The 24,717-nt window shown below is 57.3% G+C and carries 20 protein-coding genes; 14 read left to right on the top strand and 6 right to left on the bottom strand.

The window, feature by feature from the left end:
- Positions 1 to 57: 57 nt before the first annotated feature.
- A complete protein-coding gene (locus J2S31_RS06665) occupies positions 58 to 429 on the bottom strand; it encodes a YraN family protein (RefSeq protein ID WP_237098299.1) in 372 nt (123 codons plus the stop codon).
- Positions 430 to 479: 50 nt separating this feature from the next.
- Here J2S31_RS06665 and J2S31_RS06660 point away from each other — a divergent pair, with 50 nt between their 5' ends.
- Positions 480 to 920: a hypothetical protein gene (locus J2S31_RS06660; protein ID WP_237098298.1), complete on the top strand. Its 441-nt coding sequence runs from the start codon at positions 480 to 482 to the stop codon at positions 918 to 920.
- 10 nt (positions 921 to 930) lie between these two features.
- On the opposite strand, the gene J2S31_RS06655 is transcribed toward J2S31_RS06660, so the two are convergent.
- Positions 931 to 1,692, bottom strand: coding sequence for a methyltransferase family protein (locus J2S31_RS06655; RefSeq protein WP_237098297.1), 762 nt, complete (start codon positions 1,690 to 1,692; stop codon positions 931 to 933).
- A gap of 354 nt (positions 1,693 to 2,046) precedes the next feature.
- Between J2S31_RS06655 and J2S31_RS06650 the strand changes: the two genes are divergently transcribed.
- Genes J2S31_RS06650 through mltG form a run of 5 tightly spaced genes read left to right on the top strand, consistent with a single transcriptional unit; the run spans position 2,047 to position 8,151 of the window.
- On the top strand, positions 2,047 to 4,446 hold the full coding sequence (locus tag J2S31_RS06650) for a sulfurtransferase TusA family protein (protein ID WP_237098296.1): 2,400 nt from the start codon (positions 2,047 to 2,049) through the stop codon (positions 4,444 to 4,446).
- Positions 4,447 to 4,465: 19 nt separating this feature from the next.
- Entirely contained in the window at positions 4,466 to 5,347 is an 882-nt protein-coding gene (locus J2S31_RS06645) for a YicC/YloC family endoribonuclease (protein ID WP_237098295.1), read from the top strand.
- Positions 5,348 to 5,376: 29 nt separating this feature from the next.
- Positions 5,377 to 6,012: a guanylate kinase gene (gene gmk / locus J2S31_RS06640; RefSeq protein WP_237098293.1), complete on the top strand. Its 636-nt coding sequence runs from the start codon at positions 5,377 to 5,379 to the stop codon at positions 6,010 to 6,012.
- Between the two features lie 6 nt (positions 6,013 to 6,018).
- Positions 6,019 to 7,098, top strand: a complete 1,080-nt coding sequence (gene hisC, locus J2S31_RS06635; RefSeq protein WP_237098292.1) for a histidinol-phosphate transaminase — start codon at positions 6,019 to 6,021, stop codon at positions 7,096 to 7,098.
- Positions 7,099 to 7,137: 39 nt separating this feature from the next.
- Positions 7,138 to 8,151 carry an endolytic transglycosylase MltG gene (gene mltG, locus J2S31_RS06630; protein ID WP_237098291.1) on the top strand — a complete coding sequence of 338 codons (1,014 nt, stop codon included), beginning with the start codon at positions 7,138 to 7,140 and terminating at the stop codon, positions 8,149 to 8,151.
- A gap of 33 nt (positions 8,152 to 8,184) precedes the next feature.
- On the opposite strand, the gene J2S31_RS06625 is transcribed toward mltG, so the two are convergent.
- A complete protein-coding gene (locus J2S31_RS06625; protein WP_237098290.1) occupies positions 8,185 to 9,021 on the bottom strand; it encodes a hypothetical protein in 837 nt (278 codons plus the stop codon).
- 215 nt (positions 9,022 to 9,236) lie between these two features.
- On the opposite strand from J2S31_RS06625, the gene J2S31_RS06620 reads away from it, so the two are divergent.
- The 5 genes from J2S31_RS06620 to J2S31_RS06600 all read left to right on the top strand — a co-directional run bounded on the left by J2S31_RS06620 (position 9,237) and on the right by J2S31_RS06600 (position 17,412).
- Complete coding sequence (locus J2S31_RS06620; protein ID WP_237098289.1) at positions 9,237 to 11,471, top strand: tetratricopeptide repeat protein; 2,235 nt, start codon at positions 9,237 to 9,239, stop codon at positions 11,469 to 11,471.
- A gap of 410 nt (positions 11,472 to 11,881) precedes the next feature.
- A complete protein-coding gene (locus J2S31_RS06615; RefSeq protein WP_237098288.1) occupies positions 11,882 to 12,415 on the top strand; it encodes an NADH-quinone oxidoreductase subunit NuoE family protein in 534 nt (177 codons plus the stop codon).
- Positions 12,416 to 12,440: 25 nt separating this feature from the next.
- The gene (locus J2S31_RS06610) at positions 12,441 to 15,074 is read left to right on the top strand and encodes a molybdopterin-dependent oxidoreductase (protein ID WP_237098287.1); all 2,634 of its coding nucleotides are present in this window, start codon (positions 12,441 to 12,443) and stop codon (positions 15,072 to 15,074) included.
- Between the two features lie 36 nt (positions 15,075 to 15,110).
- On the top strand, positions 15,111 to 16,301 hold the full coding sequence (nuoD, locus tag J2S31_RS06605) for an NADH dehydrogenase (quinone) subunit D (RefSeq protein WP_237098285.1): 1,191 nt from the start codon (positions 15,111 to 15,113) through the stop codon (positions 16,299 to 16,301).
- 103 nt (positions 16,302 to 16,404) lie between these two features.
- A complete protein-coding gene (locus tag J2S31_RS06600) occupies positions 16,405 to 17,412 on the top strand; it encodes a lysylphosphatidylglycerol synthase transmembrane domain-containing protein (protein ID WP_237098284.1) in 1,008 nt (335 codons plus the stop codon).
- Positions 17,413 to 17,484: 72 nt separating this feature from the next.
- Here J2S31_RS06600 and tatA read toward each other — a convergent pair whose 3' ends face one another.
- Positions 17,485 to 18,027: a twin-arginine translocase TatA/TatE family subunit gene (tatA, locus tag J2S31_RS14580; RefSeq protein ID WP_272908626.1), complete on the bottom strand. Its 543-nt coding sequence runs from the start codon at positions 18,025 to 18,027 to the stop codon at positions 17,485 to 17,487.
- Between the two features lie 205 nt (positions 18,028 to 18,232).
- Entirely contained in the window at positions 18,233 to 18,592 is a 360-nt protein-coding gene (locus J2S31_RS06590) for a hypothetical protein (RefSeq protein WP_237098283.1), read from the bottom strand.
- Positions 18,593 to 19,306: 714 nt separating this feature from the next.
- Here J2S31_RS06590 and J2S31_RS06585 point away from each other — a divergent pair.
- From J2S31_RS06585 to J2S31_RS06575, 3 genes are read left to right on the top strand one after another with little or no spacing between them, the layout of a single operon-like run.
- Positions 19,307 to 19,774 (top strand): hypothetical protein, encoded by a 468-nt coding sequence (locus J2S31_RS06585; RefSeq protein WP_237098282.1) that lies wholly within the window; start codon positions 19,307 to 19,309, stop codon positions 19,772 to 19,774.
- Positions 19,775 to 19,832: 58 nt separating this feature from the next.
- Positions 19,833 to 20,246: a DUF5069 domain-containing protein gene (locus J2S31_RS06580; RefSeq protein WP_272908625.1), complete on the top strand. Its 414-nt coding sequence runs from the start codon at positions 19,833 to 19,835 to the stop codon at positions 20,244 to 20,246.
- Positions 20,247 to 20,287: 41 nt separating this feature from the next.
- On the top strand, positions 20,288 to 22,714 hold the full coding sequence (locus J2S31_RS06575; protein WP_237098280.1) for a penicillin-binding protein 1A: 2,427 nt from the start codon (positions 20,288 to 20,290) through the stop codon (positions 22,712 to 22,714).
- Here the strand turns inward: J2S31_RS06575 and J2S31_RS06570 are convergent.
- On the bottom strand, positions 22,711 to 24,690 hold the full coding sequence (locus J2S31_RS06570; RefSeq protein ID WP_237098279.1) for a penicillin-binding protein activator: 1,980 nt from the start codon (positions 24,688 to 24,690) through the stop codon (positions 22,711 to 22,713). The two genes, J2S31_RS06575 and J2S31_RS06570, sit on opposite strands and share 4 nt — an antisense overlap.
- Positions 24,691 to 24,717 lie beyond the last annotated feature (27 nt).

Raw genomic sequence — 24,717 nt, 5'->3', positions numbered from 1 at the left:
ATACTCCTTGCTGTCGGTTCGATTAAAGACAAACGAGTCTCATCTTTACTCCCAATTCTACAATCGAAAGGCGTCCTGAATCACCTCAATTTTCCAGCCTTTTGGATTTTCCGGGTCTCCGGTGATGGCAACCACATCAAACCGGCACGGGCGGTCCGCCACCCTGTACTGCGTCAGAAACTGTTTTGCCACCTGCCCGATCTTCCTCTGCTTGTGTGCGGTCAGCGCCTCGGCGGGATGCCCCTTTTCCAAACCGGCGCGGGTTTTGACCTCGATGAATACCAGCGACCGGTTGTGTTCGCCGATGATATCGATCTCCCCGGCGCTGGAACGGTAGTTCGTTTCAAGGATGCGATAGCCCTGCTTTTTGAGGTGACGCACCGCCGCCGCCTCCCCTTCCCGGCCGAACTCGAGTCTTTTCTCCGTCATCCGCCTCGCTCCCGATTGCCCGTTTCCAAGACTCCTGCTATGCTTCCGCCATGGTTCTGGGAATTGAAGACATCACCGGCGGCACCACCATCCTGGCCTTTTTCATCTGGCTCGGGCTCACCGGCCTGTTTTACCTGGTGTGCTACATGGCGGCGCTCAACACGTTCGACGACCTCACCGGCAACCACCCGGTGAAACTGCTGGCCATGGCGGGCATCGCGCCCCTCTCGGCGTTCCTCATGGCCATGTTCGATTACAACCCGACGGTGTTGTTCGTGCTGATGGCCATCTCCAATTTTTACCGCGTAAAAAACGCCGCCAGGTCGGACGTCACCCGCTTCAAAGGCAAAAACGCCAGCAAACCCCTGTTCTACACCGCAAGCTACCTGTACATCTGCGCCGTGTTCGGCCTCGCCCTGTGGTTTCAGAATCCCGTGGAGACAGGCGAAGCGACGCAACCCTACTGGAAAACCTGGTTCCCGCAGGAATGACTGCATCGCATTAACTGCTATCCCTCACCCTGCCCGGCCTGGGCAACCACATGCCGGTGCGACTGCGGTAGCGCAGATAATCCTCACCGAACCGCTCCTTGAGGCCTTCTTCTTCATAATGGATACGGTACTGGAAGCCGAAGGCCGCCGACAGCATCCCCAGAATCCCCGCCAGCAGGTGGTGAGTGTTCAGCGCGTAGGCGAGGATGACGACCATCATCGCCGTGTAGGACGGGTGGCGTATGAACCGGTACAGGTGAGTGGTCTTCAACTGCTGGTCGTCGCGGAACACAATGTCGAACTTGAACGCCGTCGCCCCCAACTGGTACACCGCCAGCACCCGCAGGACCGATCCCGCGAGAAACACCGTGGTGATCAGCCCGAGTTCCAGAGTCGACATGGGTACCGTGCTCATGCGGGCAACGAAGGACAGGCCGATCAACGCCGCCGCGATCGGCAGGACGTGGCCGATCAACTGCTTGATGTGATCGCGGTCGAAGGTGGCGTCGCGCGGCTTCACGGTGATAACGAAGATCACGACCTCGATGACCCCGAACACCAGGTTCTGGAACGACACCATGAGAAAGCGCGGCGCGTTGGACGCTTCCAGGCCAAACGGGATCAACGGCAGGAGATAAATCACCCCCACCATGATGGTGTTGAAGTTGTAATTGATGTACAGCGCCACGGCGAAGACGCACAGGTACACCAGAAAATTGGCCCATATCCAATAATCGGCAATGCTCAGAAACGTCAAACCCGCGTCCAGCATGGTGCAATCAAGGCCCCTTCTATCAACACCTTCGATGCGGGGGAGTTTGGCATCCGTTTCGGATTCCCACATCGGGGGTAAGTTTTTGATTCTAAAAAATTATGTCAAATATTGAAAGTATTGGAAACGCATTTGCGACTTCTAACATCAAAATAACAGTTTTATTGACCGATTCCCCTGTTTTTTCAGGGCAAATTATTATATGATGGCATCCATAATGGCGGCATGGAACGTGCGGGAAACATTAAAGAATCAGTGCGTTCACAGGCTGGCCGCCCTCCCATCAGTCGACGCATCCGCCCTACCCCCGGGCGAACGCATAAAGCAGTGCATCTTTAGTTTTGGATTTTCGCTATGGACTTAAAATCATTGAATCTCCCCCCGGAAATCGTGCAGGAGTTGGAAGATTTCGCCGCCGAAGTGGAACGCCTCGAACGGGGCGACGTCGGCGAGGAAGACTTCAAGCGCTTCCGCCTGCAACACGGCATTTACGGTCAACGTCAAACCGGCCACGTGCAGATGGTGCGCACCAAGCTCCCTCTGGGCCGGTACACCACCGACCAGTTGCGCGGCCTGGCCGATTTCGCGGATAAATATTCCAATAAAATCCTGCACGTCACCACCCGGCAGGACATTCAGTTTCATTTCGTGGCGCTGGAAGACGTGCCGCAGGGCCTGCAGGATCTGGCCGCCCACGGCATCACCACCCGCGAAGCCTGCGGCAACACCGTGCGCAACGTCACCGCGTGCCACAAGGCCGGTACCTGCAAGGAAGAAACCTTCGACGTGGTGCCCTACGCCCGCGCCGTGTCCCGGTATTTGCTGCGCCATCCGCTCACCCAGAACCTGCCGCGCAAATTCAAAATCAGCGTTGGCGGGTGCAACGGATGCAGTCTCGCGCCCATTCATGACATCGGCCTGAACGGCGTCATCCGCGATGGACGCCGCGGTTTCCGCATGATCATCGGCGGCGGCCTGGGTTCGTCCCCGCGTCTCGCCCAGCATTTTTCGGACTTCGTTCCGGCGGAAGACCTTCTGCGTGCCTGCGAGGCGGTGATCCGCGTGTTCGACCAGCACGGCAACAAGCAGAACCGCAACAAGGCGCGGTTCAAGTATGTTTTGGACAAATACGGCATCGACAAAACCAAAAAGCTCGTGGAGGAGGAATTCGCCAAGCTCGAAGGCAAAACGTTTCCTGAAATCGACGTGCCCGATGAGGCGATTCCAAACATTCCCGGTTTCACCCCGACTCAGGAATTTGACAGCGACCCCGACTTTCAGAACTGGGCGGCGCGCAACACCTTCCCGCAGAGACAGGAAGGGTTTTACAACGTGCACATCAAGTTGCAGTTGGGCGACCTGACCAGCGACCACGCCCGCGCCATCGCCAAAATGACCGACGACTTCGCCGGCGGCCGCCTGGTGAACACGGTGCACCAGAACATCATGATCCCGTGGGTGAAGAAGGAAGCCTTCGGCAACATCTTCGGCGAACTCAAGAAGATCGGCCAGCACAAGGCGGGCACGGAAGAGTTGAAAGACATGACCTGTTGCCCCGGTTCGGAGACCTGCAACCTCGGCATCACGCATTCGCGCGGGCTGATCAACCAGCTCACCGAGGATATCGAAAACCTGTACACCGGTTCTACCGACCTGGATTCCTTGTCGATCAAGGCCAGCGGTTGCCCCAACTCCTGCGGCCAGCATCACATTGCGGACATCGGGTTTTCCGGCAGTGCCAAAAAGGTCAACGGCGTGCTCGCCCCGCATTACGAAATGATGCTGGGCGGTTACGTGACGGAAACCGGAGCGCGGTTCAGCCAGCACGTCGTCAAGATCCCTGCGAAGAACGTGCCCCTGGCAACACGGCGCACCGTCGACGCTTACAAGAAGGACCGCAAAGACGGTGAAACCTTCCCGCAGTTCTTCGACCGCGTCGGCAAGGATTATTTTGCCGAACTGCTGGAGGATCTCAAAGACCTGCCGTCCATCACCGAGTCGCCGCAGTCTTACGTCGATTATCACTCGACGGACAAATTCACGCTGGACGACCGCGGCCAGGGCGAATGCGCCGGCGGCGTATCCGACATGATCACCGACCAGTTGTCCGAAGCGGAGCGCGCCCTGTTCCAGAGCACCCGCGCGTTCGAGAAGCAACTGATCGCCGACTCCGTGCGCCAGGCCAACCGTTCACTGGCTTTGGCGGCGAAAGCCCTGCTGGTGACCGAGGGCATGGACTTCGAGGACAACCTGGAGACCATGAAAAAGTTCGAGTCGCTGATCGTGGAGACCGGCATCGTATCCGAGACCCACGCCGGGGTGGCCGAACGTTTCCAGAAAGATCCGGAAACCGCCGAGCCGGAATTCGCGCAGGGTCTGATCGACGAATCGAAAACGCTTATCGGCGAATGCCGCAAGGCATACGACAAGATGCAGTCGGAGAAATCCCTGCGCATCCGCGTCACCGATGAAGTCGCCGAGCAGGCGAAGGCATCCGCCGCCGGTAATGGAAACACCACCACCGCGGAGGCCGTGCACGCGCAGATCGACCTCAAAGGCGTCAAAGGTCCGCAAAATTACGTGAAGACCAAACTCAAGCTGGAAAGCCTGTCACCCGGACAGAAGCTGGAAGTGGTTCTGGACGACGGCGAACCGGCGGAAAACGTCCCGCGCAGTGTCCAGAACGACGGGCACAAACTGGTTTCTCACGTCCGGGACAACGGGCACCACATCATCGTCTTCGAAAAAGTCTAGCTGGAAGGTTGCCGGCCGAATGTTGAAAAGCATGACCGGCTTCGGCCGGTCAGAAAAACAGAGCGGAGCGTTTTCCTGCAAAGCCGAAATCCGCTCGGTCAACAACCGCTTCATCGAAGCCAACACCCGCCTGCCGAAACACCTGAGCGCCCTTGAGTTGCCCCTCAAAAAATGCATCAAGGCCCGGTGTGCACGCGGCACCTTCGACGTGTTCCTCACCCTGGAACGGTCCGAGGGCGAACCCGCCGACCAGAGACTCAAACCCAATATCGAGCTGGCATCTCAATATGTGGAAGCCGCACGCCAACTGAAGAGCCAGTTCGGGCTGACGGGCGACCTGCCGATCGAGGCCCTGCTCAACATGCGGGACATCCTGGTGGCGGAGCCGCTGGAACTGGACCCGGCGCAGGAATCGGTGGTGATGGAAACCGTCGAAGACGCACTCACTGCGCTCATCCAGATGCGCGCCGAAGAAGGCGCCAACCTGGAAGCCGAACTCGCCCAGTACATCCGCCGGATCGGCGAACATCTCGAGACCATCAAGGAACGCCAGCCGATGGTGCTGGACGCCTACCGTGAACGCCTTCAGGATAAAATTCAGGCGTTGACCACCGGGCAGGACCTGGACGAAACCCGGCTGGCGCAGGAAGTGGCCATCATGGCCGACCGGAGCGACATCTCCGAGGAGATCAGCCGCCTGCAAAGCCACCTCGGCCAGTTCGCGGAACTGCTCGGTTCCAAGGAACCCGCCGGGCGCAAGCTGGAGTTCATCACCCAGGAAATCAACCGCGAGACCAACACCATCGGGTCCAAGTCCTCAGACTACCCCACTTCCCAGGCTGTGATCGAGATCAAAAGCATTCTGGAAAAAATCCGCGAACAGTTGCAGAATATCGAGTGATTTTACAATCATTCGATCAAACCGATTCCATGACCGACACCCAACCTCAAAACAACAGCCTGCTCATCGTCCTGTCCGCCCCTTCGGGCACGGGCAAAACCACCATATGCAACCGCCTGCGGGAAATGCGCCCGGACATCAAGTTTTCCGTATCGCACACCACCCGTCCGCCCCGGCAGAATGAGCGCAACGGCATCGACTACCATTTCATCAATGGAGAGCAGTTTGAAGCCATGCAGAAGAAAAGCGAGTTTCTGGAGTCCGCCTGGGTGCACAACCATTTTTACGGCACGGCCCACAGCACCCTGAAAGCCCACCGCGACCGGGGCGAGGATTTGATCCTGGAGCTGGACCCGCAGGGTGCGGCGTCCATCCGCAAACTCAAACTCGACGCGGTGTTCATCTTCATTCTGCCGCCGTCCCTGCGCGAACTGGAACGGCGCCTGCGGCAACGCGGCACCGAGTCAGAGGAAAAGATCATCGAACGCCTCACGGCGGGAAAAATTGAAATGGGTCAATACCGGTTGTACGATTACATCGTCGCGAACCACAACGTCGAAGAGACGGTGGAGACGCTTCTGTGCATCATCCGCGCTGAAAAACACCGCACTTCGCGCTTCACCACGGAGTGCCCGGTGATCGGCGATATCCTGAAATCCGACTGAGGCGGCATGGCAAACGTAAACCTCGACCAGTTGGTCAAAGACAAGATCAAGGCGCTCAAGGCGTACCATGTGGAGAACTTCGACTGCGACATCAAGCTCCACGCCAATGAGAACTCGTACCCGCCGCCGTCGGAGATCCTCGACCTGTTTCAGGATACCTTCCGCACGTTTCAGTTGAACCGCTACCCGGATCCGGCGAGCCAGCGGTTGAAGGACGTGCTGTCCAAGCGGTTGTCCGTGTCCACGGACCAGTTGGCCATCGGCAACGGCTCGGATGAATTGATCCAGATCCTGACGCAGATTTTCTGCGATCCCGGCGACACAGTGGCGTTTCCCGACCCCACCTTCGCCATGTACTCGATCATCGCGCGGGGTATGGGGGTTAAGGCGGAGAGCTTTCCACTCGATGAAAAATGGGATTTCACCGCCGAACCGTTTCTGGACATGCTGGAAAAAACGCAGGCGCGCATCGTGTTCTTCAGCTACCCCAACAACCCGACCGGCAATTGTTTCAATCGCGACGCTATCCAGAAGGTGCTGGAAAATTTCAAAGGCATCACCGTGCTCGACGAGGCCTATTACGATTTCGCACGCGACACTTTCCTCGATCAGCTTAAGACGCACAACAACCTGGTGATCCTGCGCAGTCTGTCGAAGATCGGGCTGGCGGGTCTGCGCGTCGGCTACGCCGTGGCGCATCCTACGATCATCAAGCAGGTGGATAAAATCCGCCTGCCATACAACTCCAACACCGTATCGCAGGAACTGGCCGCGGTACTGCTGAACCGATTTGGGCCGGTGAAACAGCAAATCGACCAGATCCTCGAACAGAGGGATTGGCTGATCAAGACCTTATCCCATCTCCCGGAACTGGAAACATTTCCGTCAGATGCCAACTTCGTCCTGTTCCGCGTGCATCGCAATTCCGAAGAAGTGTTCAATCGGCTGGTGGAAAAAGGTATACTGGTGCGGGACCTCAACAGCCACCCGCGTTTGAGTAACTGTCTGCGCGTCACCGTCGGCACCCACGATGAAAATGCCGAGTTCGTCACGCAGATCAAATCCATTCTCCGCAGCAAAGGTTGAGACGCAGGGAAAGGCACCGGACCCGGCAAGGCTTTTTCCATGAACCGTTACTTGAAAACATCGCTTCTGGCGGGCCTATTCCTGGTGTTGACCGGGGTGTTTGGATTTTCATTCTGGCTGTACAGCTATTCCACCTCGCCGCTCACCCCCTCTTCTCCTTCCCGCATCGTGGAAGTCGAGCGCGGCATGACCTTGAAGCAGGTGTCGCGTCATCTCAGTGACAAACGGTTGATCGCGAACCCCACCGGCTTCGTTCTGTTTGCGTACCTTCAGGGCAAGCAGAACCAGATCCGCGCCGGGGAGTACGAGCTGTCCGGCAGGATGCCTCCCAAACAAATTCTGGAAACCATCACCTCCGGCCAGTCGGTTCTCCACGCGCTCACCGTGCCGGAGGGGTACCGCATCCTGGAAATCGCCGGGCTGGTGGAACAGGCCGGGCTGGGGAGCCGGGAACGGTTCGTGGAGGAAACGCGCAACCCGGAATTGATCCGGACGGTGGGTGCGCCCGCGGAAGACCTGGAAGGCTACCTGTTTCCGGAAACCTACAAGTTTCCCAAAAACGCAGGCGAAAAACGCATCGTGGAAACCATGGTGCAGACCTTTCAGGAAAAAGTGAACCCCGCAAAGGCCATGCGCCAGGCCGAGGCGATGAACCTCACGTTTCATGAGATCATCACGCTGGCCTCCATCATCGAAAAAGAAACCGGAGCGCCATCGGAGCGGGAGCTCATCTCCTCCGTCTTCCACAACCGGCTGAAACGCAACATGCGCCTGCAAACCGACCCGACGGTGATTTACGCTCTGGCCGATTTCGACGGCAACATCCGCAAGAAAGACCTGTCGGTGGAGTCGCCGTACAATACCTACCTGTACCCCGGCCTGCCGCCGGGCCCCATCGCCAGCCCCGGCCTGGAAAGCATCAAAGCGGCGCTCAACCCCGCCGAGACGAAATACCTCTATTTCGTTTCAAGGCAGGATGGCACGCATAAGTTTTCCACCAATCTGGACGACCACAACCGCGCCGTCGTCAAATACCAGTTGCAGGGTGGCTGAAAAGATTTGTTCTGGGGAAAGTAAAAAGGGGGATTAGCAAGCCCCGGCCTGTTTGGCGAGAAAGGCTTCCACGCGCTCGATATAGCCTCCCACACCCGGTGCCTGGTCGGGGAACTTCCGCTGGATTCCCTTCAACCGGTTAACCGCCTGGGGCAGGCGATCCCGCTTGAGAAGGAAATCCACAAGCAGGTATTCGCTGTCGATGTTGGCGGGCAGGGATTCCATACAGCCGGTGAGGTCCGCGATCGCCTGGTCTTCCTCCCCCTTCCGAAACCGGGCCTCGGCACGCGTCCGCATGCGGTGATGCCGGTACGCATCCACGTGGATCAAAAAGCGGCCGTAATCGCCGATGCCCTCAAACCAACTGAACTTGCAGGCGGTGGCGATGGGTTCGAACTCCTCGCGGGTCCAGAAAGACAGGTGCCGCTCATACTCGTTGCCATAGATAGCCTCCTGTTCCCAGTGTTCTCCCAAAGGAATGAAGATCATCAGGTAACCCGTGCAGTGGTCGGCGCATTTGTCCAGCATCTGCCAGGCGCGTTCCTTATCGAAATGCTCCAGGCTGTCGCCCAGCACGATGGCGTCGTAACGCTCCAGACCGTCGATGACATCCAGCGCATCGCCGATGTGGATGTTGTCGTAAAGCGCTTTATGGTGCCCCTGAATGTAGTCGGGAAACGCCTCGATGCCGTCGATCCGCACCTTCCAGTCGGTGGGCCGGTAGGACTCGTTCATCATCACGTCCAGAAACTCCCGTGCCAGGAAGCCGATCTTGCCGAATCCCACTCCGATGTCCAAAAGGGACCGCGGTTTGGCGTGGCTGAAAAACCGGATGACGGTTTCGAGGTCGGAATAGGTGCTGGTCGGCATGGCGATTTCCCCGTAAAAGTGGTTGATTGCAGACGGCTTTCCCCTTCTTATCGGCCACCCCAAAAAATCCCTTGAACAAAAAATGCGGCTTCGCAGGCCCCTCCTGGCACGCGGCGGTGAAATCGGCGAAAATGGAAGGAAAAATTTCCGGCCTCCCTTTTTTTCCGGCGGTTTGTGACGATACGGAAACAGGGTTTGCCATGCACGGACATATCATGAAAAAAATTGCCTGCGTCCTTTCGATTCTGTTGTTGGGAGTGCTGGGAAGCGGTCCCGCCTCCGCGGATTTTCTCCGCATGCAGGAGTACAAGGACGCGCTCAAGGTCGATCCCAATGATTACATCGCCCATTTCGGGCTGGGGCGGGCGTACGCGCAGATCGGTCTTTACGACAAAGCCATTGCCGAATTCAGGAAGGTGCTGGAGGTGGAACCGCTTTACTCCGCCGCCTACTACCAGATTGGCGAAGCCCACAGCCAGTTGGGCCACACGAAGCAAGCGGAGGAAGCCTTCCGGGAAGCGGTTCTGCTGGATCCGAATTTCGCCGACGCGCAGTTCGGCCTGGGATACACCAACCTGAAGCTGAAAAGGTACGACGAGGCGCTGGAACACCTGACCAACGCACTGCGCATCAACCCACGCATGCCGCGCGCCCACTTCGCGCTGGCCCGGACCTATGCGGAAACCGACCGGCACGCCAAGGCCATCCCGGAGTACAAAATCGCGCTGGAACTCAGCCCCCCGCACCCGGAATGGCGTTTCGCACTGGCTCAAAGCTTTGAAGCGCTGAGCCAGTTTGACGCCGCCATCACCCAGTACCGTCAGGCTCTGGACCTCAACAGCAATTATGCCGACGCCCACGCGGCCATCGGCCGCATTCACGTGACCACCGGCCAACTGCAAAAAGCCGTGGAACCGCTGGAAAACGCCCTGCGCATCGATCCCAAAAACGCGCTGGCCCTGGAGTATCTCGGACGGGCCAAAAGCCGCATGGGAGAACACCGAGAGGCGGTGCTGGCATTCAAGGAATTGACGTTCGTGCGACCGCAACAGGCGGGCAGTCATTACCAACTCGCGCGCGAATACCTCGAACTGGGCCAGTTCGCCCTGGCGCGCGAGTCGTTTCAGAACGCCTTGCGGTTCGATCCCAACGACCTCGACATCCGTTTCCACCTTGGGCAGACTCTGGAAAGCCTGGACCAAGTGGATGAAGCAATCGATCAGTACATGCGGGTGCTCAACCTCAACCCGAAACATGTGCGGGCGCATCACCGCATCGCCGACCTGAGTCTCCTGCAGGGCAACTACCCCCGGGCGGCGAAGGAATTTGAAAATGTCCTTCGGTTCGATCCGGAAAACGGTCCGGTGCAACTCAAGCTGGCCCGCACTTTTGAGGAGTTGAGCCGCTGGGAAGATGCCGTGACCGCGTATCGAAAGTCGCTTCGCTTTTTCCCGGATTCGGTGGAAATCTGGCAAAGCCTGGGCACCACCCAATGGCAACTTGGAAATTACCAGGCGGCCATTGTGCCGCTTCGTGAAACCCTGCGCCGCGACTCCACACGCGCGCAGGCATGGATGTATCTGGGCGACGCGCTCATGCAGTTGGGCCAACTGGAAAAAGCCGTGCTTCCCTTCAAAAAAGCCCTGCAACTGAACCCGGACCTGTCGGAAGCGGACCTCGGTCTGGGCATCATTTACACCCGTCTGGGACAGAACCGGGAGGCCGTCGTACATCTCAAACGAACGGTGGCGCGCCACCCCGATAACCCTCAGGCACAGGCCATGCTGGGCGACAGCTACCTGGCGCTGGGGCAGTATGCCGACGCAGTGCCGGCATTGCAGGCGGCCATGGGCGACGCCTCCCGCCAACAGCAGATCCTGTTAAAACTGGGGAGCGCCTTCTGGCATTTACAGGAATACACACGCGCCCTCTCGTCTTATCACCAGTCGGTGCAGCTGGACCCGGAGAACCCCCGGATCTACAACCAGCTCGGCATCATATACGGCGAAATTGGAAAACCCGAACAAGCCATCCGCGCTTACACCGAGGCCATCCGCCTGCAAGCCGATTACTTTGAGCCGCGATTCAATCTGGGACTGCTTTACGACATGCTGGGCCGGTACGGCGACGCCCTGATGGCGTACAACGATGCCCTCGGCATCGATCCCGAAAGCGCTACGGCTCATTTCAGCCGCGGCTGGGCGCTGTTGCAGCTCAAGCGCTACCGTGAAGCGGTGCAGGCCTTCCAACTGGCCACGCGCTACGACCCCAGCAACGCCGACGCCCATTTCAATCTCGGCGTGGCCTATGCCGCCGCCCACCGGACGGGAGAAGCCCGCTCGGCATTCCGCATGGCACTTCGCATCGACCCCGACCACACCGGCGCCCTGACCCGGCTGGCGGAACTTGAAACCCCTCTGGGCAGGGCCGGCCACCCCAAAATAAGATAGAATAAATTTATTTTATTTTCATATACTTATAATGCATTCTCTAATATATTAAATGAATATATAACGAAGATCCCAGGAGATTCTGAAATCCCAACCTGCTGTTGCACCGGTCGCAACGCATGAAGTTCTGCAGACAACGGGAACCCATCCCCTTCATCTCCTCCCCTTTTGACTTCTCTCTTTTCTGAACTCCCTGATGTCCCAACGGTTATGTTACAGAGGCTGGCTTTGCTCATTCACCCTTCCCGCATTTTTCACCTCTTCCCGGCGGGCATATTTAGGTTGACAGTCCAATCACGGGGTTTATATACTTCGTTTTTTTCAGCGGGTTTGATAAGATTAACCTGCCAATATTCAAACGAGTTACGGTTCAGTTTCTTACTGTCAACCCAGCCATATAGAGATCCCTCATGGACAATCCGGAAAACGAAACCACTCAGCAAGAAACCGTCTCTGTAGAGACCGCCAGCCCGGAAGAAAAGAAAATCTGCATGGACAAGGTCTATAAGATCATGGACGGCTTTCCCAGCCGGTCGCGCCAGTTTCTGATTCCCATGCTCACCAAGATCCAGAACGAGTTCCGGTTTCTGCCGGACGAGATTGTCGAGGTGGTGATGGAGGAGTTGAACATCACGCGTGCGGAGATTTATGGCGTCATCTCCTTCTACCCCCAGTACCGCATCACCGAGCCGGGCAAGTACATTTTCAAGCTCTGCTACGGTACGGCCTGCTTTGTCAAAGGCGCTCCCGTCATCGCCCAGAAAATGAAGGAAAGGTACGGGATCGGCAAGGGCGAGACAGATCCCAGCAAGCTGTTCACACTGGAGTTTGCCTCCTGCCTCGGCAACTGCGGCGCCGCCCCGATGGCCATCATCGACGAAGACACGCACGGCACCATCGACCCCGAGAAAACCTACGAAATCTGTGACCATTACCAGCTTTAAAAAATACCAGGAGCCGAAGGAATAAATGAGCACCGTCGTAAGAAAAACGGTCAACTTCACGATCAATGACAAACCGTTCACCGCGCCGGAAGGCACGATGATTCTGGATGCCGCGAAACGGGCGGATATTTTTATCAGCAACCTGTGTTCGAACCCGAAGCTGAAGCCCTTCGCCGCCTGCCGCACGTGCATGGTGGAAGTCAATGAAGACGGAAAGAAGAATCTCGTCTATTCCTGCACGCACCCGGTGTCCGAAGGCATGAAGATTCGCACGGACACGGAGGAAACCACCCGCTACAACGGTGCGTGCCTGGAGATGTTGCTGGTCGAACACCCGCTGGACTGCCCCATTTGCGACAAGTCCGGCGTCTGTCCCCTGCAGGACAACACCGATCACCTGAAGCTGTGGAACGGGCGTTTCGAAATCAAGCGCCGTAACGAGCCCAGCATCAAAACCAACCCGATCATCGAGTTTTACCTGAACCGTTGCATCATGTGCGGCATGTGCGTGCGCGTGTGCGATGAGATTCAGGGCGTGCAGGCGCTGGATTACAACAAGCGCGGCTATCAGGTCGGCATCGGCACTGCCAACCACGAGCCGCTGGACTGCGAGTTCTGCGGCCAGTGCATCACCGTCTGCCCCACCGGCGCGTTGATGGACATGACGTCCAGCGCGCGCGGCCTGGCATCCATGTTCAAGAACACGCACAGCACCTGCAACTTCTGTTCGTGGGGTTGCACGGTCAAGATGGAAACCAAAAAAGGCCAGTTGGTGCGTATCGAAGGCGACGAGACGTTCGACCTCGGCATCAACGAAGGCAATCTGTGCGCCAAGGGCCGTTTCGGCCACGGCATGGTCCACAACAAACAGCGCATTCAGCGCCCATTGATGAACGTCGGCGGCACCTTTCAGGAGGTCAGTTGGTCGGAAGCGTTGGAGACCATCGCCGACCGCCTGAAATCCACGATCAACCGCAGTGGGCCTGCCAGCATCGCCGCCATGGGCGGGGAAAAGCTGACCAACGAGGAAAACTACCTGTTCCAGAAACTGTTCCGCGGTCTGGTTGGCAGTAACCAGTTGACCAACCTCAACCAACTGCGGGCGCCGTACGTCAACCGGTTCACCCAGCAGTGTTTCGAAAACGGCATCGTGTCCAAGCCCATCACAGAGCTGGACGAGGCGGACGTGGTCCTGCTGTTCAACACCGACATTCCCTCGGAGTATCCGGTGGCGGGCAACTCCATCCGCAAGGCGGCGATCAATTTCGGCACCGACATCCTCATCGCCAACCCCCGGGACGTGGTTTTCCATCACGAGTCGCGCGTGGAAGTGCGCATGACGTACAAACCCGGTGCGGACCTCGCGGTAGCCAACCGCATCAGCAAAATCCTGATCGACAAGAACCTCGTGGATACGGGTAAAGTGAAAACCGTCCTGCCGAACTACGACCAGTTCGTGCAGTCGCTGTCCAAGTACACCGCCGACTATGCGCAGAACGCCACCGGCCTGGACGATGCGACGCTCACTCGCGCCGCCGAACGCTTCAGCAGGAACGCCGACCGCTTCATCCTGATCGGCAATGACATTCACGAGACCGGCCAGGGCGAAGCAATCCTGAACGCTCTGCTCAACCTGTCGATCCTCGTGCATGCGGGCGGTCAGGGAAGCGTCAGCATCTACCCGCCGCGCGAACACTGCAACTCGCAGGGCGTCAACGATATGGGCCTCACCCCGGAATACCTGCCGGGTTACCGGCGCGTGGACGATCCCGAAGCGCTGGCGCATCTGGCCAAAACCTGGGGCCTCAATGAGCTCAAGTTCAAAGGCGAAAACCTGGTGGACAACCTGTGGGAACACTGCGCCAAAGGACACGTCAAGATGCTGTACATTGCGGGCGAAGACCCCTGCCACAGCTATTACAAGGCGGACGTGGTGAAGAACGCCCTACAGACGGTGCCCTTCCTCGTGGTGCACGATTCGTACATGACGGAAACCGCGAAGATGGCGGACCTCATTCTGCCGTCCTGCACCTACGCGGAGAAAGAAGGCACGTTCACCAACATGACCCGTCACGTGCAGAAGGTCGCTCCGGCGGTCCTGCCGGAAGGCGAGTCCCGTCCGGATTTCGACATCTTCCTCGACCTGGCGGATGCCTTCGGCAAGCCGTTCGACTTCAACTCGGTCGAGGACGTGCAGGCGGAAATCGAAATCGCCGCCCCCATTTACAAGGGTCTGTTTCCCGGCAAGAAGTCCAAACAATGGACGCCGGCCGAAAGCGGTCACAAACCGGGCTTCGCCGTCACCGAAGCGGAAGCCGCTCCGGCCACGAATGGCAACGGCTATCCCTTCACGCTGATCAGCAACAACCACATGTTCCACATCGGCACCTACACGCAGTATGCCAAGGCGCTGATGGACATCGGCCCCGACTGCATCGCCGAGATCAATCCGAAAGACGCGAAAGAGCTGGGCGTGGAAAGCGGCGACCGCATCCGCGTCGAGTCGTCCACGCACACGGTGGAAGTTCCGGTGGAAGTCAGCAAACGGTCGGTTCAGGGTGTCATATACATTCCCAAGAACTGGGTGGACGTTCCCATCAACAAGATGCGGAACGGTGAAGAAGGTCTGGTTTCGGTCAAAATCTCGAAGGCCGGTTGAGCCCATAGCATCACAATCTAGGAGCAGAAAGAAGAAATGTCCGATCTCAAGGAGAGTTTGCATACCGAACACCTGGTTCTGAACATGGGCCCGTCCCATCCGGCCACGCACGGAACGGTGAAATTCACCCTCACGCTGGACGGCGAAACCGTGGTGGACTGCGAAGTCGAAGTGGGTTACCTGCACCGCGGCTTCGAGAAGATGTGCGAAAGCGTCACCTACACCAACGTCTTCCCGTACACGGACCGGCTGAACTACTGCTCCGCCATCATGAACAACATCAGCTACGCGCTGGCGGTGGAAAAACTGCTGGGCATCGAGTGCACCGATCGGTGCCAGTACATCCGCGTCGTCACCAACGAGCTGATGCGCATCGCCGACCACTACACCAACATCGCCGCGGCGGCGCTTGAGCTGGGCGCGCTCACCGCGTTCATCTACTTCGTCGAAGCCCGCGAAATCCTGTGGGACATCCTGGAGAAAATCTGCGGCGCGCGGCTGACCTCCAACTACGTGCGCATCGGCGGCCTGATGTGCGACATTCCGGAAGACCTCGATGACGATCTGAAAGCCGCGTACCCGAAACTGGATGCGCTGTTCGACGACGTGGACAAACTGCTCACCAAAAACCGCATTTTCCTCGACCGCATGTGCGATACGGGAATCATCTCCGTGGAAGAGGCCATCTCTTACGGCTTCACGGGACCGTGCCTGCGCGCCTGTGGCGTCAATTATGACGTGCGCAAGGCTCAGCCGTACCTGGTGTACGACCGCATCGATTTCGACATTCCGCTCGGCAGAACCGGCGACAACTTCGACCGCTACCTGGTGCGCATGGAAGAGATCAAGCAGAGCTACAAGATCATCAAGCAGGCGATGAAAGACATGCCGGACGGCCCCATCAACGTAGACAATCCCTACATGCGCCAGCCCTCCAAGCAGGATGTATACACGCGCATGGAAGAGATGATCGCCCACTTCAAGCTGACCATCGACGGCATCAAGCCGCCCGTCGGCGAGGTGTACCTGGGCACGGAAGCGGCGAACGGCGAGTTGGGATTCTATATCGTGAGCGACGGCTCCGGCCGCCCCTACAAGTGCCGCGTGCGCCCGCCCTGCTTCACCATGACGGCTGCGATGGAAGTGATGGTGCGCGGCGCCATGCTGGCGGACATCATCCCCACCTTCGACATGATCAACATGATCGGCGGCGAGTGCGACCGGTAAGCCTTACCCGCTGACCGCAATCCGGGTTGACCTCTTTCCGGATTGACACTATCCTCAATGGATCGGGCGCATACGCCCTTCATTCCCGGTCCGCAGTGCACCCATGTCCAAAATTCTGAAACCCCTGTTTTTCCTGTTCGGCGTCGGCCTGTTCGCATGGGCGGTGAGCACCGTCGATTTTAAAGACGTCACCCACCACCTGCTGGACATGGGCTGGGGCTTCGCACTCGTGTTTATCGCCTACAGCCTGGTCGCTTACTTCGACGCCCGCTCCTGGCAGTTCGCCTTCAAACCGAAGGAAGCGAAGCGCCTGACCACTTTCGCCCTGTGGAAAGTCCGCACCATCGGCGAATCGTTCAACGCCATCACCCCGTTCGGCTCGCTGGGCGGCGAGCCGGTGAAAGCGCATTTCCTGAAAGAACAGTACGGCCTCGGTTACAAACAGGGCCTCGCCTCGCAGGTGGTGGCGCGCACCACGCTGATGCTGAGCCTCATCCTGTTCATGATTCCCGGCACCGTCTTCCTGTTTCTCACCGACGGCATCGACGAAACCTTCAAGAACGGCAGTGCGGCGGGACTCATCACCTTCTCCGTGCTCATCATCCTGTTCCTGCTGTTCCAGACCACGGGATGCCTCAGCATGCTGGTCGGCTGGTTCGACCGCACATTTCCCAAAAGCGAGGCGCGCCCGGCGGTGGATCACCTGCTCGCCCTGTGCAATATGATGTCGGGGTATTACCGCGAACACCGCATGCTCTGCTTCAAGTCCATCTGGTACGGCTGGCTGGGCTGGGCGGCGGGGGTGATCGAGCTTTATTTCACGCTATACTTTCTCGGCGTCGAGCTGAGCTGGATGGAGTTGTGGACCATCGAAGCGATCCTGCAGTTGGTGCGCGTGGGCAGTTTTTTCATCCCTATCAGCCTGGGGGCGCAGGAGGCGGGGCTGGTGGTAATTTTCATGTCGATGGGGATGAGCGGACCACTCGGGCTCGCCGTGTCCTTGGTGCGGCGCATCCGCGAATTGATCTGGATCGGTCTCGGCCTCCTGCTGGGGGGGAGCGCCGCGTTCAAACCCATTCGCGTGCCGGTGGAATCGCCCGAACAACCTTAAATAAAAAACGGCCATCCGGCGGCACTCGAAGAGTGACCGGATGACCGTCCAAATAACTTTTGTCAGTCGGCTTTAAAAAACGTCGCGCGAAACCCCGCGATCGCGGCCGCGTCCGAACGGCGTGCGTTTCAGCGAGTCGGTGAACACATCTCCCTGCTGAACCAGACCGTCATGCGGCGTTTTGACCGTACCGATGCGCTTCTCTTTCAGTTCGTTGATCGCATCCTCGATCATCTTTTCAGCCTCGTCTTTCGGTTTTTCTTTCTTCTTCGCATTCGGCGCGGGGTTCTGTCCCGTCGTTTGCGCGGTGCCGGTGCTCTGCGCGGTCACAGGCTGAGACGAAGCCTGCCCCGTGGGAACCGTAGTCGCCGTGTTCTGTGTGGCTGGCTGGGGTGCAGGGTTCCCCTGAGCCTGCGCGGGGGCCGGTTGCGTGTGTCCCTCCGGCACAGCGGCGGTTTCCTTGTCCTCACCCTCTTCCGCTTCCTTCATCGACTTTTTAAAATTACGAATGCTGTTGCCAAAGGCACTGCCGATCTCCGGCAGTTTGCCGGCGCCGAAAATGATCATGATGATCACCAGGATCACCATCAACTCTGGAAAACCGATCCCCATCATAAAAACCTCACTCGGATAAAATTTTAAGACCCTGACGGGCACTCAGGGGAAATGCTGTAGGAATTATAGCATATCCACAAGGGGAGTCTAAACCACCCGCAACGGGAAATCGGAACCGGGGACAGCCTGCAACAAAAAAGCAGAAGCCCTTAAATTACAAGAACTTCTGCTGATTTTTGTGCGTCGGCGGGTTTTGTGAATTCCGTCAACCGCCGATGTGTGCGTTCAAAATCGGGGAGTTGGTGATCGCCTGATTTCCACCTGCACGGTCTTTCGCGGCTTTGAAGTGCATGGTGGCCTCGCCATGCCGGCCCATTTTGTCGAGCGCAATGGCTTCATTGAAATGAATCTCGCCATTCGAGGCATCGATCCCCGCGGACTCCTCAAAGTGCTTGAAGGCCACGTCGTAATGCCCCTTATTCCAATGCTTGATACCCTCCTGATTGTGCATTTTGGCACTTTCCGGGGCGTTGTCCGGCAATTTCATTGGGCCTTCATCGGCCATGGCTGAGAACGGGACCATCATCACGAATGCAACAAGCAAACTGGCCAGCAGTTTTCTCATATTCCTAATCTCCCACAAAAATTTTGGGTTTACGGTTATAAAAAAGCGTATCATTTTCCATGCCCGAATTAAAACATTTTCTATGCCGCTTTTTTTGTTGTTTAGCTAACTATAAGTAATCAAAAATCTCCTTTCCTTACAACAAAAACAACGAAAAAATCACGAGCCATCGAACGCTTTCAAAAGACTCTCTGCCTCCAGAACGTATTCCCGCAGGGCATCCCGGAAAGCACCCTATCCACGCCCCGGTCGAGAAGCCAGATTATGCCGAGACCGCCAAGGACAATTCAAAAAACGCTTGACCGATACGCATCCAATTTCTGCGGTGGCATGGCATCGGTTTCAAAAGTTTTGTGATACGGCAAAGAGGCATCGGAAACAGTCAGTGGCAAACATACCCGTGGGGGCATCTTCGTATCTGCGAAACGGATTGGGGGGAGTCGTCAGTCGCGACACCCCGGTCTCTTTAAAGGTTGTGAGGAGTACGTTTGGTCTGTTGCTGGCAGGGAATGGCGGGGTTGACGGGATTGCGCTTCATGAGAAACTATAAATCTTGATTGGCGTACCGGGCGGGAAATCAAGGAAACGGGTCGGGAAGCATTTCGACGGTTGGCAACTTTTCCCGGCAAAACCGCCTTGCCCCTTGATCGGGTTTCAAAAATTAAATACACTTGTGGACTAGATGACCGCGCTTACCTAGAGGTTTGAAATAATATGGATTTGGAAGATTTGTTCAAAAAGAATTTCATCAACGGCGACACGCTGGATCTGGAGAACCGCCGCCTTGGTGACGACGGCGCCAAGGTGCTGGCGCAGATGGAACAGTTGAGCCAGGTAGTCAAGCTGGAGCTGGGAGACAACGAAATCGGCGATGAAGGCGTCGCCGCACTGGCGGACAGCCCGCACATCAGCAATGTGAAGGTGTTGAATCTCAAATCCAACAAGATCACCGCCGAAGGAGCGAAGCACATCGCCTGCTCCGGGCACGTCTCCAACCTCGAGCAACTGGTCATGAAGTTCAATCAGATTGGAGAAGAAGGCGCCCGGCACCTGGCCGCCTCGGAAAACCTCACCAGTCTCAACACGCTCGATCTGTTTCGCAACAACCTCGGCCCGGAAGGCGCCACGGCCATCAAGCAAGCCAGCTTTTTTAAGAATCTGAACCGCGTCCGTCTGGATTGAATTCCGTTTTTTCAACGTCTTCATCCCCGCGGTTCAATAAATCTCCGATTGTACTTTTATGAATTTGACCGCACGGTATCCAAGAAGTCCAAGGCAACGGCTCGCGGGACTGGTCCATGTTCCACGCATGATCGACAAGGCCCGCGCCTGCAAAAAAAATACACTGGGAGAATACATCTATCCCTGCCCTCTCGATAAAATGATTCTGGAATTCCTGAATGTGGATTCCGATACCTTCATGGAAAAGTCCGCATCGTTTTCGGAAGCAACAATGGAAGAATGGGTCGAATTTCTCGTACAAGACAAATCGCGCCGGGATTTCGAGCAAATAAACGAAGCGATCCTGAACGCATCGCCGGACAACGACGAAGCGCGGGAAAAATTCAAAGCCATCCTGAATTCCATCGATCGCGCCCGGGAAGACATCACGAGCTGGGCGGAGTTGATCGACCTGGAAGAAGGCCGGATGTAAGCCTTCCCTGCTTGAAACAGGGAAACCGTTCCCTGACCTGAATGACGAATAAAAAATTTCTCAAAAATCAGAAGCCCCAGCGCGCTCCGCGCCCTCCCCAGGGACAGCAAAAAGCGCGGAGAGGATGGAAACGCACTCTCCTGCTCTCCTTCCTTGGCCTCACTCTGTTCGGCCTTCTCCTCGGGTTTGCCGCCGCCGGGTTCATTTACTTCAAATACTCCCAGGGCCTGCCGGACGTCCGCCAGCTCAAGGATTACCAGCCCAGCACCATCTCCCGCGTCTATTCGGACAACGAAGAACTGATCGCGGAGTTTTATATCGAAAAGCGCATTTTGGCTCCGCTGGAGGACATCCCCCTGTACCTCAAGCAGGCGACGCTGGCGGTGGAAGATTCAAACTTCTATTACCACTTCGGCATCGATCCGAAAGCCATCATCCGCGCCATGATAAAAAACTTCCAGGCCGGGCATGTGGTGGAAGGCGGGAGCACCATCACCCAGCAATTGTCCAAAACGCTGTTTCTTTCCTTCGAGCGGAGTCTGGAGCGCAAAATTCGGGAGGCCATTCTGGCCATCCGCATGGAGTTGGTGTTCACCAAGGATGAAATTCTGGAGATGTACCTCAACCAGATTTATTACGGCCACGGCAGTTACGGAGCGGAGGCCGCGGCGCGCACTTACTTCGGCAAACCGGTGAAGGAACTCACCATCGCCGAATGCGCCCTGATTGCCGGTCTGCCCAAGGCGCCCAATCATTACTCTCCTTATAAAGACCTTGAGAAATCCATCAACCGGCGCAACCACGCCATCCGCCGCATGGCGCACAACGGCTTCATCACCGAACAGGAAAAGGAACAGGCGCTGGCGGAAGAGGTGAAACTGGGGCAGGTGGCGGATCCGGTCAACAAAGCGCCCTATTTTATCGAGTACATCCGCCAGTTCATCCAGGAAAAGTACGGCACCAACAAGTTGTACCGCGACGGTTTGAAGATCCACACCACACTCAATTACGCTAACCAGGTTTCCGCGCAAAAAGCGGTGCGCGAGGGATTGCGCGAGGCGGACAAGCGGTTCGGTTACCGTGGTCCGGTGCAACGCGTGACCGATCTCACCGATCGCGAAACCATGGATGCTCTCCTGACCAAATTGAATGAGGACGCCGAGTTTACGGAGGAGGCGAAGGCCCCCTTCGTCGAAGGCAACATCCTCCACGGCGTGGTCACGCGGGTGCGGCAGGATCACGCCCGCGTGTACCTCGGCGGGGCGCAGGGAACCATTCCGCTGGAATCCATGGATTGGGCGCGCGAACCCAACACACGGCTGGACATCCGCTGGTCACGCATCAAAAATGTGCGTGAGGCGCTCTCCATCGGCGACGTCATTCTGGTGAAACTCGGACAAAAACAAAGCGCGACCGAATGGAACCTTAGCCTCGAGCAGGAACCCGAGGTGCAGGCGGGGCTCATCAGCCTCGACCCCACCACCGGTCATATCAAGGCGATGGTCGGCGGTTACGATTTCAAGAAGAGCCAGTTCAACCGCGCCACACAGGCGGTGCGCCAGCCGGGTTCCGCATTCAAACCGATCATTTTCGCGGCGGCCCTCGAGGACGGTTACACGCCCGCCAGCATCGTCATCGACTCGCCGATCATCTTCAAGGAAAAGGAAGACACCTTCGACAAGTGGAAACCCGTCAACTTTTCCGAAAAGTTTTACGGCCCGACCTCGCTCCGCACCGCGCTCACACATTCCCGCAACGTGGTGACCATCAAACTCCTGCAACACACCGGCGTGCCGAAAGCCGTTGAGGTGGCCCGGCGGCTGGGCATTGACAGTCCCATGGCGAACAACCTGTCCATCGCCCTGGGTTCCTCCGGTGTCACGCTGTACGAGCTGGTCAAGGCCTACGCCGTGTTCGCCAACCAGGGCCGGCGCATTGAGCCGGCGCCGATCCGCTTCATCAACAACCGCGAGGGCGACGCCATTTATTACGCGGAGACACAGTCGCAACAGGTGATCTCGTCCGGCCTGGCGGCCATCGTCACCGATCTGATGAAGAGCGTGGTGGATAACGGGACCGGGAAAAAGGTGAAGGTGCTGAACCGTCCCATCGCCGGCAAAACCGGAACCACCAACAACTACATCGATGCCTGGTTCATGGGATATTCACCGGAACTGGTGACCGGTGTGTGGGTGGGCAAGGACCGCGACGAGACGATGGGTGTGAATGAAACCGGATCGCGCGCCGCCATTCCCATCTGGTTGCAATTCATGCAGGAGGCGCTGGCAGGCAGACCGGTGAAAAGCTTTCCGGTCAGTGACGAGGTGGTTTACATGAAAGTGAATCCGGAGACGGGCAACGCCGCCAACTTCGACGACCCTGAAGCCCGGCTGGAAATGTTTCTGCGGGACAACCTGCCAATGAAGGCGGGAGAGCTGGAAGCCATCCTGGGCAACGACAACTTCTAATCTTTGGGCGCTTCCGGCCCGTTCACGGGAACGATCCTGCCTTCCCGGACGCTCAACTTCACCAGACTGCGATCGGTATCGCCGGAAGGAAGCATGGTGGTGACTCCCGACACGCCGGGGTAATTTTCAATTTTTGACAGACGTTTGTGAATTTCCAGTCGGTTGGACCCGCCTTCCATCACCGCCTGAAACATCATATTGGCCGCATCGTACGCCTGCGCCGAAAGCACCGTGGGTTTGGAGCCGAACCGCTTTTCAAAATCCTCGACAAATTTTTTGGTGGCGGGGTCCTCCCCTTCCGGAAAAAACCCATCCACGAACAACACCGAGTTCAGGTAATGCCGGGCCATCTCCACCAACTCCGGCGAGTTCCATCCATTCGCTCCCAGAAACAGGACGTTCTCGATATTGTAAAAGGCAAACTGCGGAATCATCAATCCCACCTTGTCGTAAAACCCGGGAATGAAGATGGCGTCGTAATTGACTTCCAGCGCCACTTTCAACCCTTCGGAATCGCCCCCGGAAAACAGGCCGCCATCGATGATGGGTCGTGAAATGTTGCCCTTGTCATTGAGGTACGGCGGTTTCGCACCTCGGCTCAAAAACCGGTTGACCATCCATTTCAGACGGTCGTCGGGCACGCCACCCAGGTTCAGGATCTGCTCGCGGAAATCATTCTGTTTGCGGTCATACGAAATGGAGGTGACGATCTCCCCGCCCAGCGCGCGCACCTCGCGTTCAAAATCGTCGCGCATGATCTCACCGTAATACTCGGTGGGGTACAGCACCGCCAGCCGGTACAGGTTCAGGTGGTTCACCGCATAGCGGGCCAGGAACCGCGCCTGCAACTCCTTGGTGAGTGCGTTGCGGAATACAAAAGGACTCAGTTCCGTCAGTCCGCTGGTCGATGCCGTCGGTGAAAACACCGGCATCTTGTACTTTTCCAGCGTTGGGATGATGCCCTGGATCTCCCAGCTCAGAATGGGACCGACAATGCCAACGACGTTCGGATCGCGCGCCAGATCTTCCACCACCTCCGCCGCTTCCCGTCCCAACCCGGAATCCTTAACCTCCAGTTTGATCTGTCCCTTGTTTGAAGCATTGAACTGGCTGTAAGCCAACTGAATGCCCTGCAGAACCTGCTGGCCCACCAGCGCGCGTTGACCGGAAAGCGGAAGCACCACGCCGATGCGGATGCCGTTCTGCTCCTGATTACGAAGCGCCTCCAAAGCAAGCCGGGCTTCCCCGCCGAATTCATGATCCGGAAATCGTGCCATGAAATTTTCCAGCACGATCTGATAATTTCCGGCATCGCGTTCATTGCGGTAAATATGGATGAGGCGCTGCAGGATCAGATCGCCGGGGTATTCCGTTCCCAGAATGCGGTCGAGGTTGATCAATTGCTGTTTGGTCAGCTTGTCTTCAATGATGGTTTCGACCGACTGCCGCGCGTACGCCATCAATTCCTCATCCGTTCCCTTCTCAATAATGCGCTTGAACTTCTTGAGGGCTTCATCGTACTGCATGCGCAGGTCGTCGAGACGGGCGAGATAAGAATAGGCCTGCCACTTGTGCGTGAGGTCCGGATTCACCTTGATGGTGGTGCGGAACCGTTTCTCCGCCTCTTCATACCGTTCCAGGTGAAACAGGCATTCGGCGATTTTCAACTGCGCGTGATAGTTCCAGGTGGATTGCGGGAAGTGCTTGGTGAACAGTTCAAAGTATTGCAGGGCGGAGGAATAAAACTGATTTTTGAATTCAATCTGGCCCAGGCGGAAAAAGGCTTTTGAGCGGCGCGGCTCATTCGGGTACAGGTCCAGGAAATCCTCAAACGCCGCCTTGGCCCCGAGAAAATCGCCTTTATGAAACAGCGTTTCCCCCTGGTAAAAAAGCGGGCTTGCCGGATCGAGGCCGGGCTTCTCCTGCGCCAGCCCGGAAGCGGGCAACAGGAGCAGATACAAAAAAAGGACCGCCAACTTCAGCCGTCCCCGGGCCGGTCGATT

Source organism: Nitrospina gracilis Nb-211, from assembly GCF_021845525.1.
In the GTDB taxonomy this organism is placed as follows: domain Bacteria; phylum Nitrospinota; class Nitrospinia; order Nitrospinales; family Nitrospinaceae; genus Nitrospina; species Nitrospina gracilis_A.
Note: the sequence above shows the minus strand (reverse complement) of the source record. Positions and strands in the feature narration are given on the sequence as shown.

Bases quoted from the DNA above. Each gene is read 5' to 3' on its own strand.
- J2S31_RS06665 (WP_237098299.1), bottom strand. From the start codon at position 429: ATGACGGAGAAAAGACTCGAGTTCGGCCGGGAAGGGGAGGCGGCGGCG.
- J2S31_RS06610 (WP_237098287.1), top strand. From the start codon at position 12,441: ATGAGCACCGTCGTAAGAAAAACGGTCAACTTCACGATCAATGACAAA.
- J2S31_RS06585 (WP_237098282.1), top strand. From the start codon at position 19,307: ATGGATTTGGAAGATTTGTTCAAAAAGAATTTCATCAACGGCGACACG.
- J2S31_RS06645 (WP_237098295.1), top strand. From the start codon at position 4,466: ATGTTGAAAAGCATGACCGGCTTCGGCCGGTCAGAAAAACAGAGCGGA.
- mltG (WP_237098291.1), top strand. From the start codon at position 7,138: ATGAACCGTTACTTGAAAACATCGCTTCTGGCGGGCCTATTCCTGGTG.
- gmk (WP_237098293.1), top strand. From the start codon at position 5,377: ATGACCGACACCCAACCTCAAAACAACAGCCTGCTCATCGTCCTGTCC.
- hisC (WP_237098292.1), top strand. From the start codon at position 6,019: ATGGCAAACGTAAACCTCGACCAGTTGGTCAAAGACAAGATCAAGGCG.
- J2S31_RS06600 (WP_237098284.1), top strand. From the start codon at position 16,405: ATGTCCAAAATTCTGAAACCCCTGTTTTTCCTGTTCGGCGTCGGCCTG.
- J2S31_RS06625 (WP_237098290.1), bottom strand. From the start codon at position 9,021: ATGCCGACCAGCACCTATTCCGACCTCGAAACCGTCATCCGGTTTTTC.
- J2S31_RS06650 (WP_237098296.1), top strand. From the start codon at position 2,047: ATGGACTTAAAATCATTGAATCTCCCCCCGGAAATCGTGCAGGAGTTG.
- J2S31_RS06615 (WP_237098288.1), top strand. From the start codon at position 11,882: ATGGACAATCCGGAAAACGAAACCACTCAGCAAGAAACCGTCTCTGTA.
- J2S31_RS06575 (WP_237098280.1), top strand. From the start codon at position 20,288: ATGACGAATAAAAAATTTCTCAAAAATCAGAAGCCCCAGCGCGCTCCG.
- nuoD (WP_237098285.1), top strand. From the start codon at position 15,111: ATGTCCGATCTCAAGGAGAGTTTGCATACCGAACACCTGGTTCTGAAC.
- J2S31_RS06655 (WP_237098297.1), bottom strand. From the start codon at position 1,692: ATGCTGGACGCGGGTTTGACGTTTCTGAGCATTGCCGATTATTGGATA.
- J2S31_RS06580 (WP_272908625.1), top strand. From the start codon at position 19,833: ATGAATTTGACCGCACGGTATCCAAGAAGTCCAAGGCAACGGCTCGCG.
- J2S31_RS06660 (WP_237098298.1), top strand. From the start codon at position 480: ATGGTTCTGGGAATTGAAGACATCACCGGCGGCACCACCATCCTGGCC.
- J2S31_RS06620 (WP_237098289.1), top strand. From the start codon at position 9,237: ATGAAAAAAATTGCCTGCGTCCTTTCGATTCTGTTGTTGGGAGTGCTG.
- J2S31_RS06590 (WP_237098283.1), bottom strand. From the start codon at position 18,592: ATGAGAAAACTGCTGGCCAGTTTGCTTGTTGCATTCGTGATGATGGTC.
- tatA (WP_272908626.1), bottom strand. From the start codon at position 18,027: ATGATGGGGATCGGTTTTCCAGAGTTGATGGTGATCCTGGTGATCATC.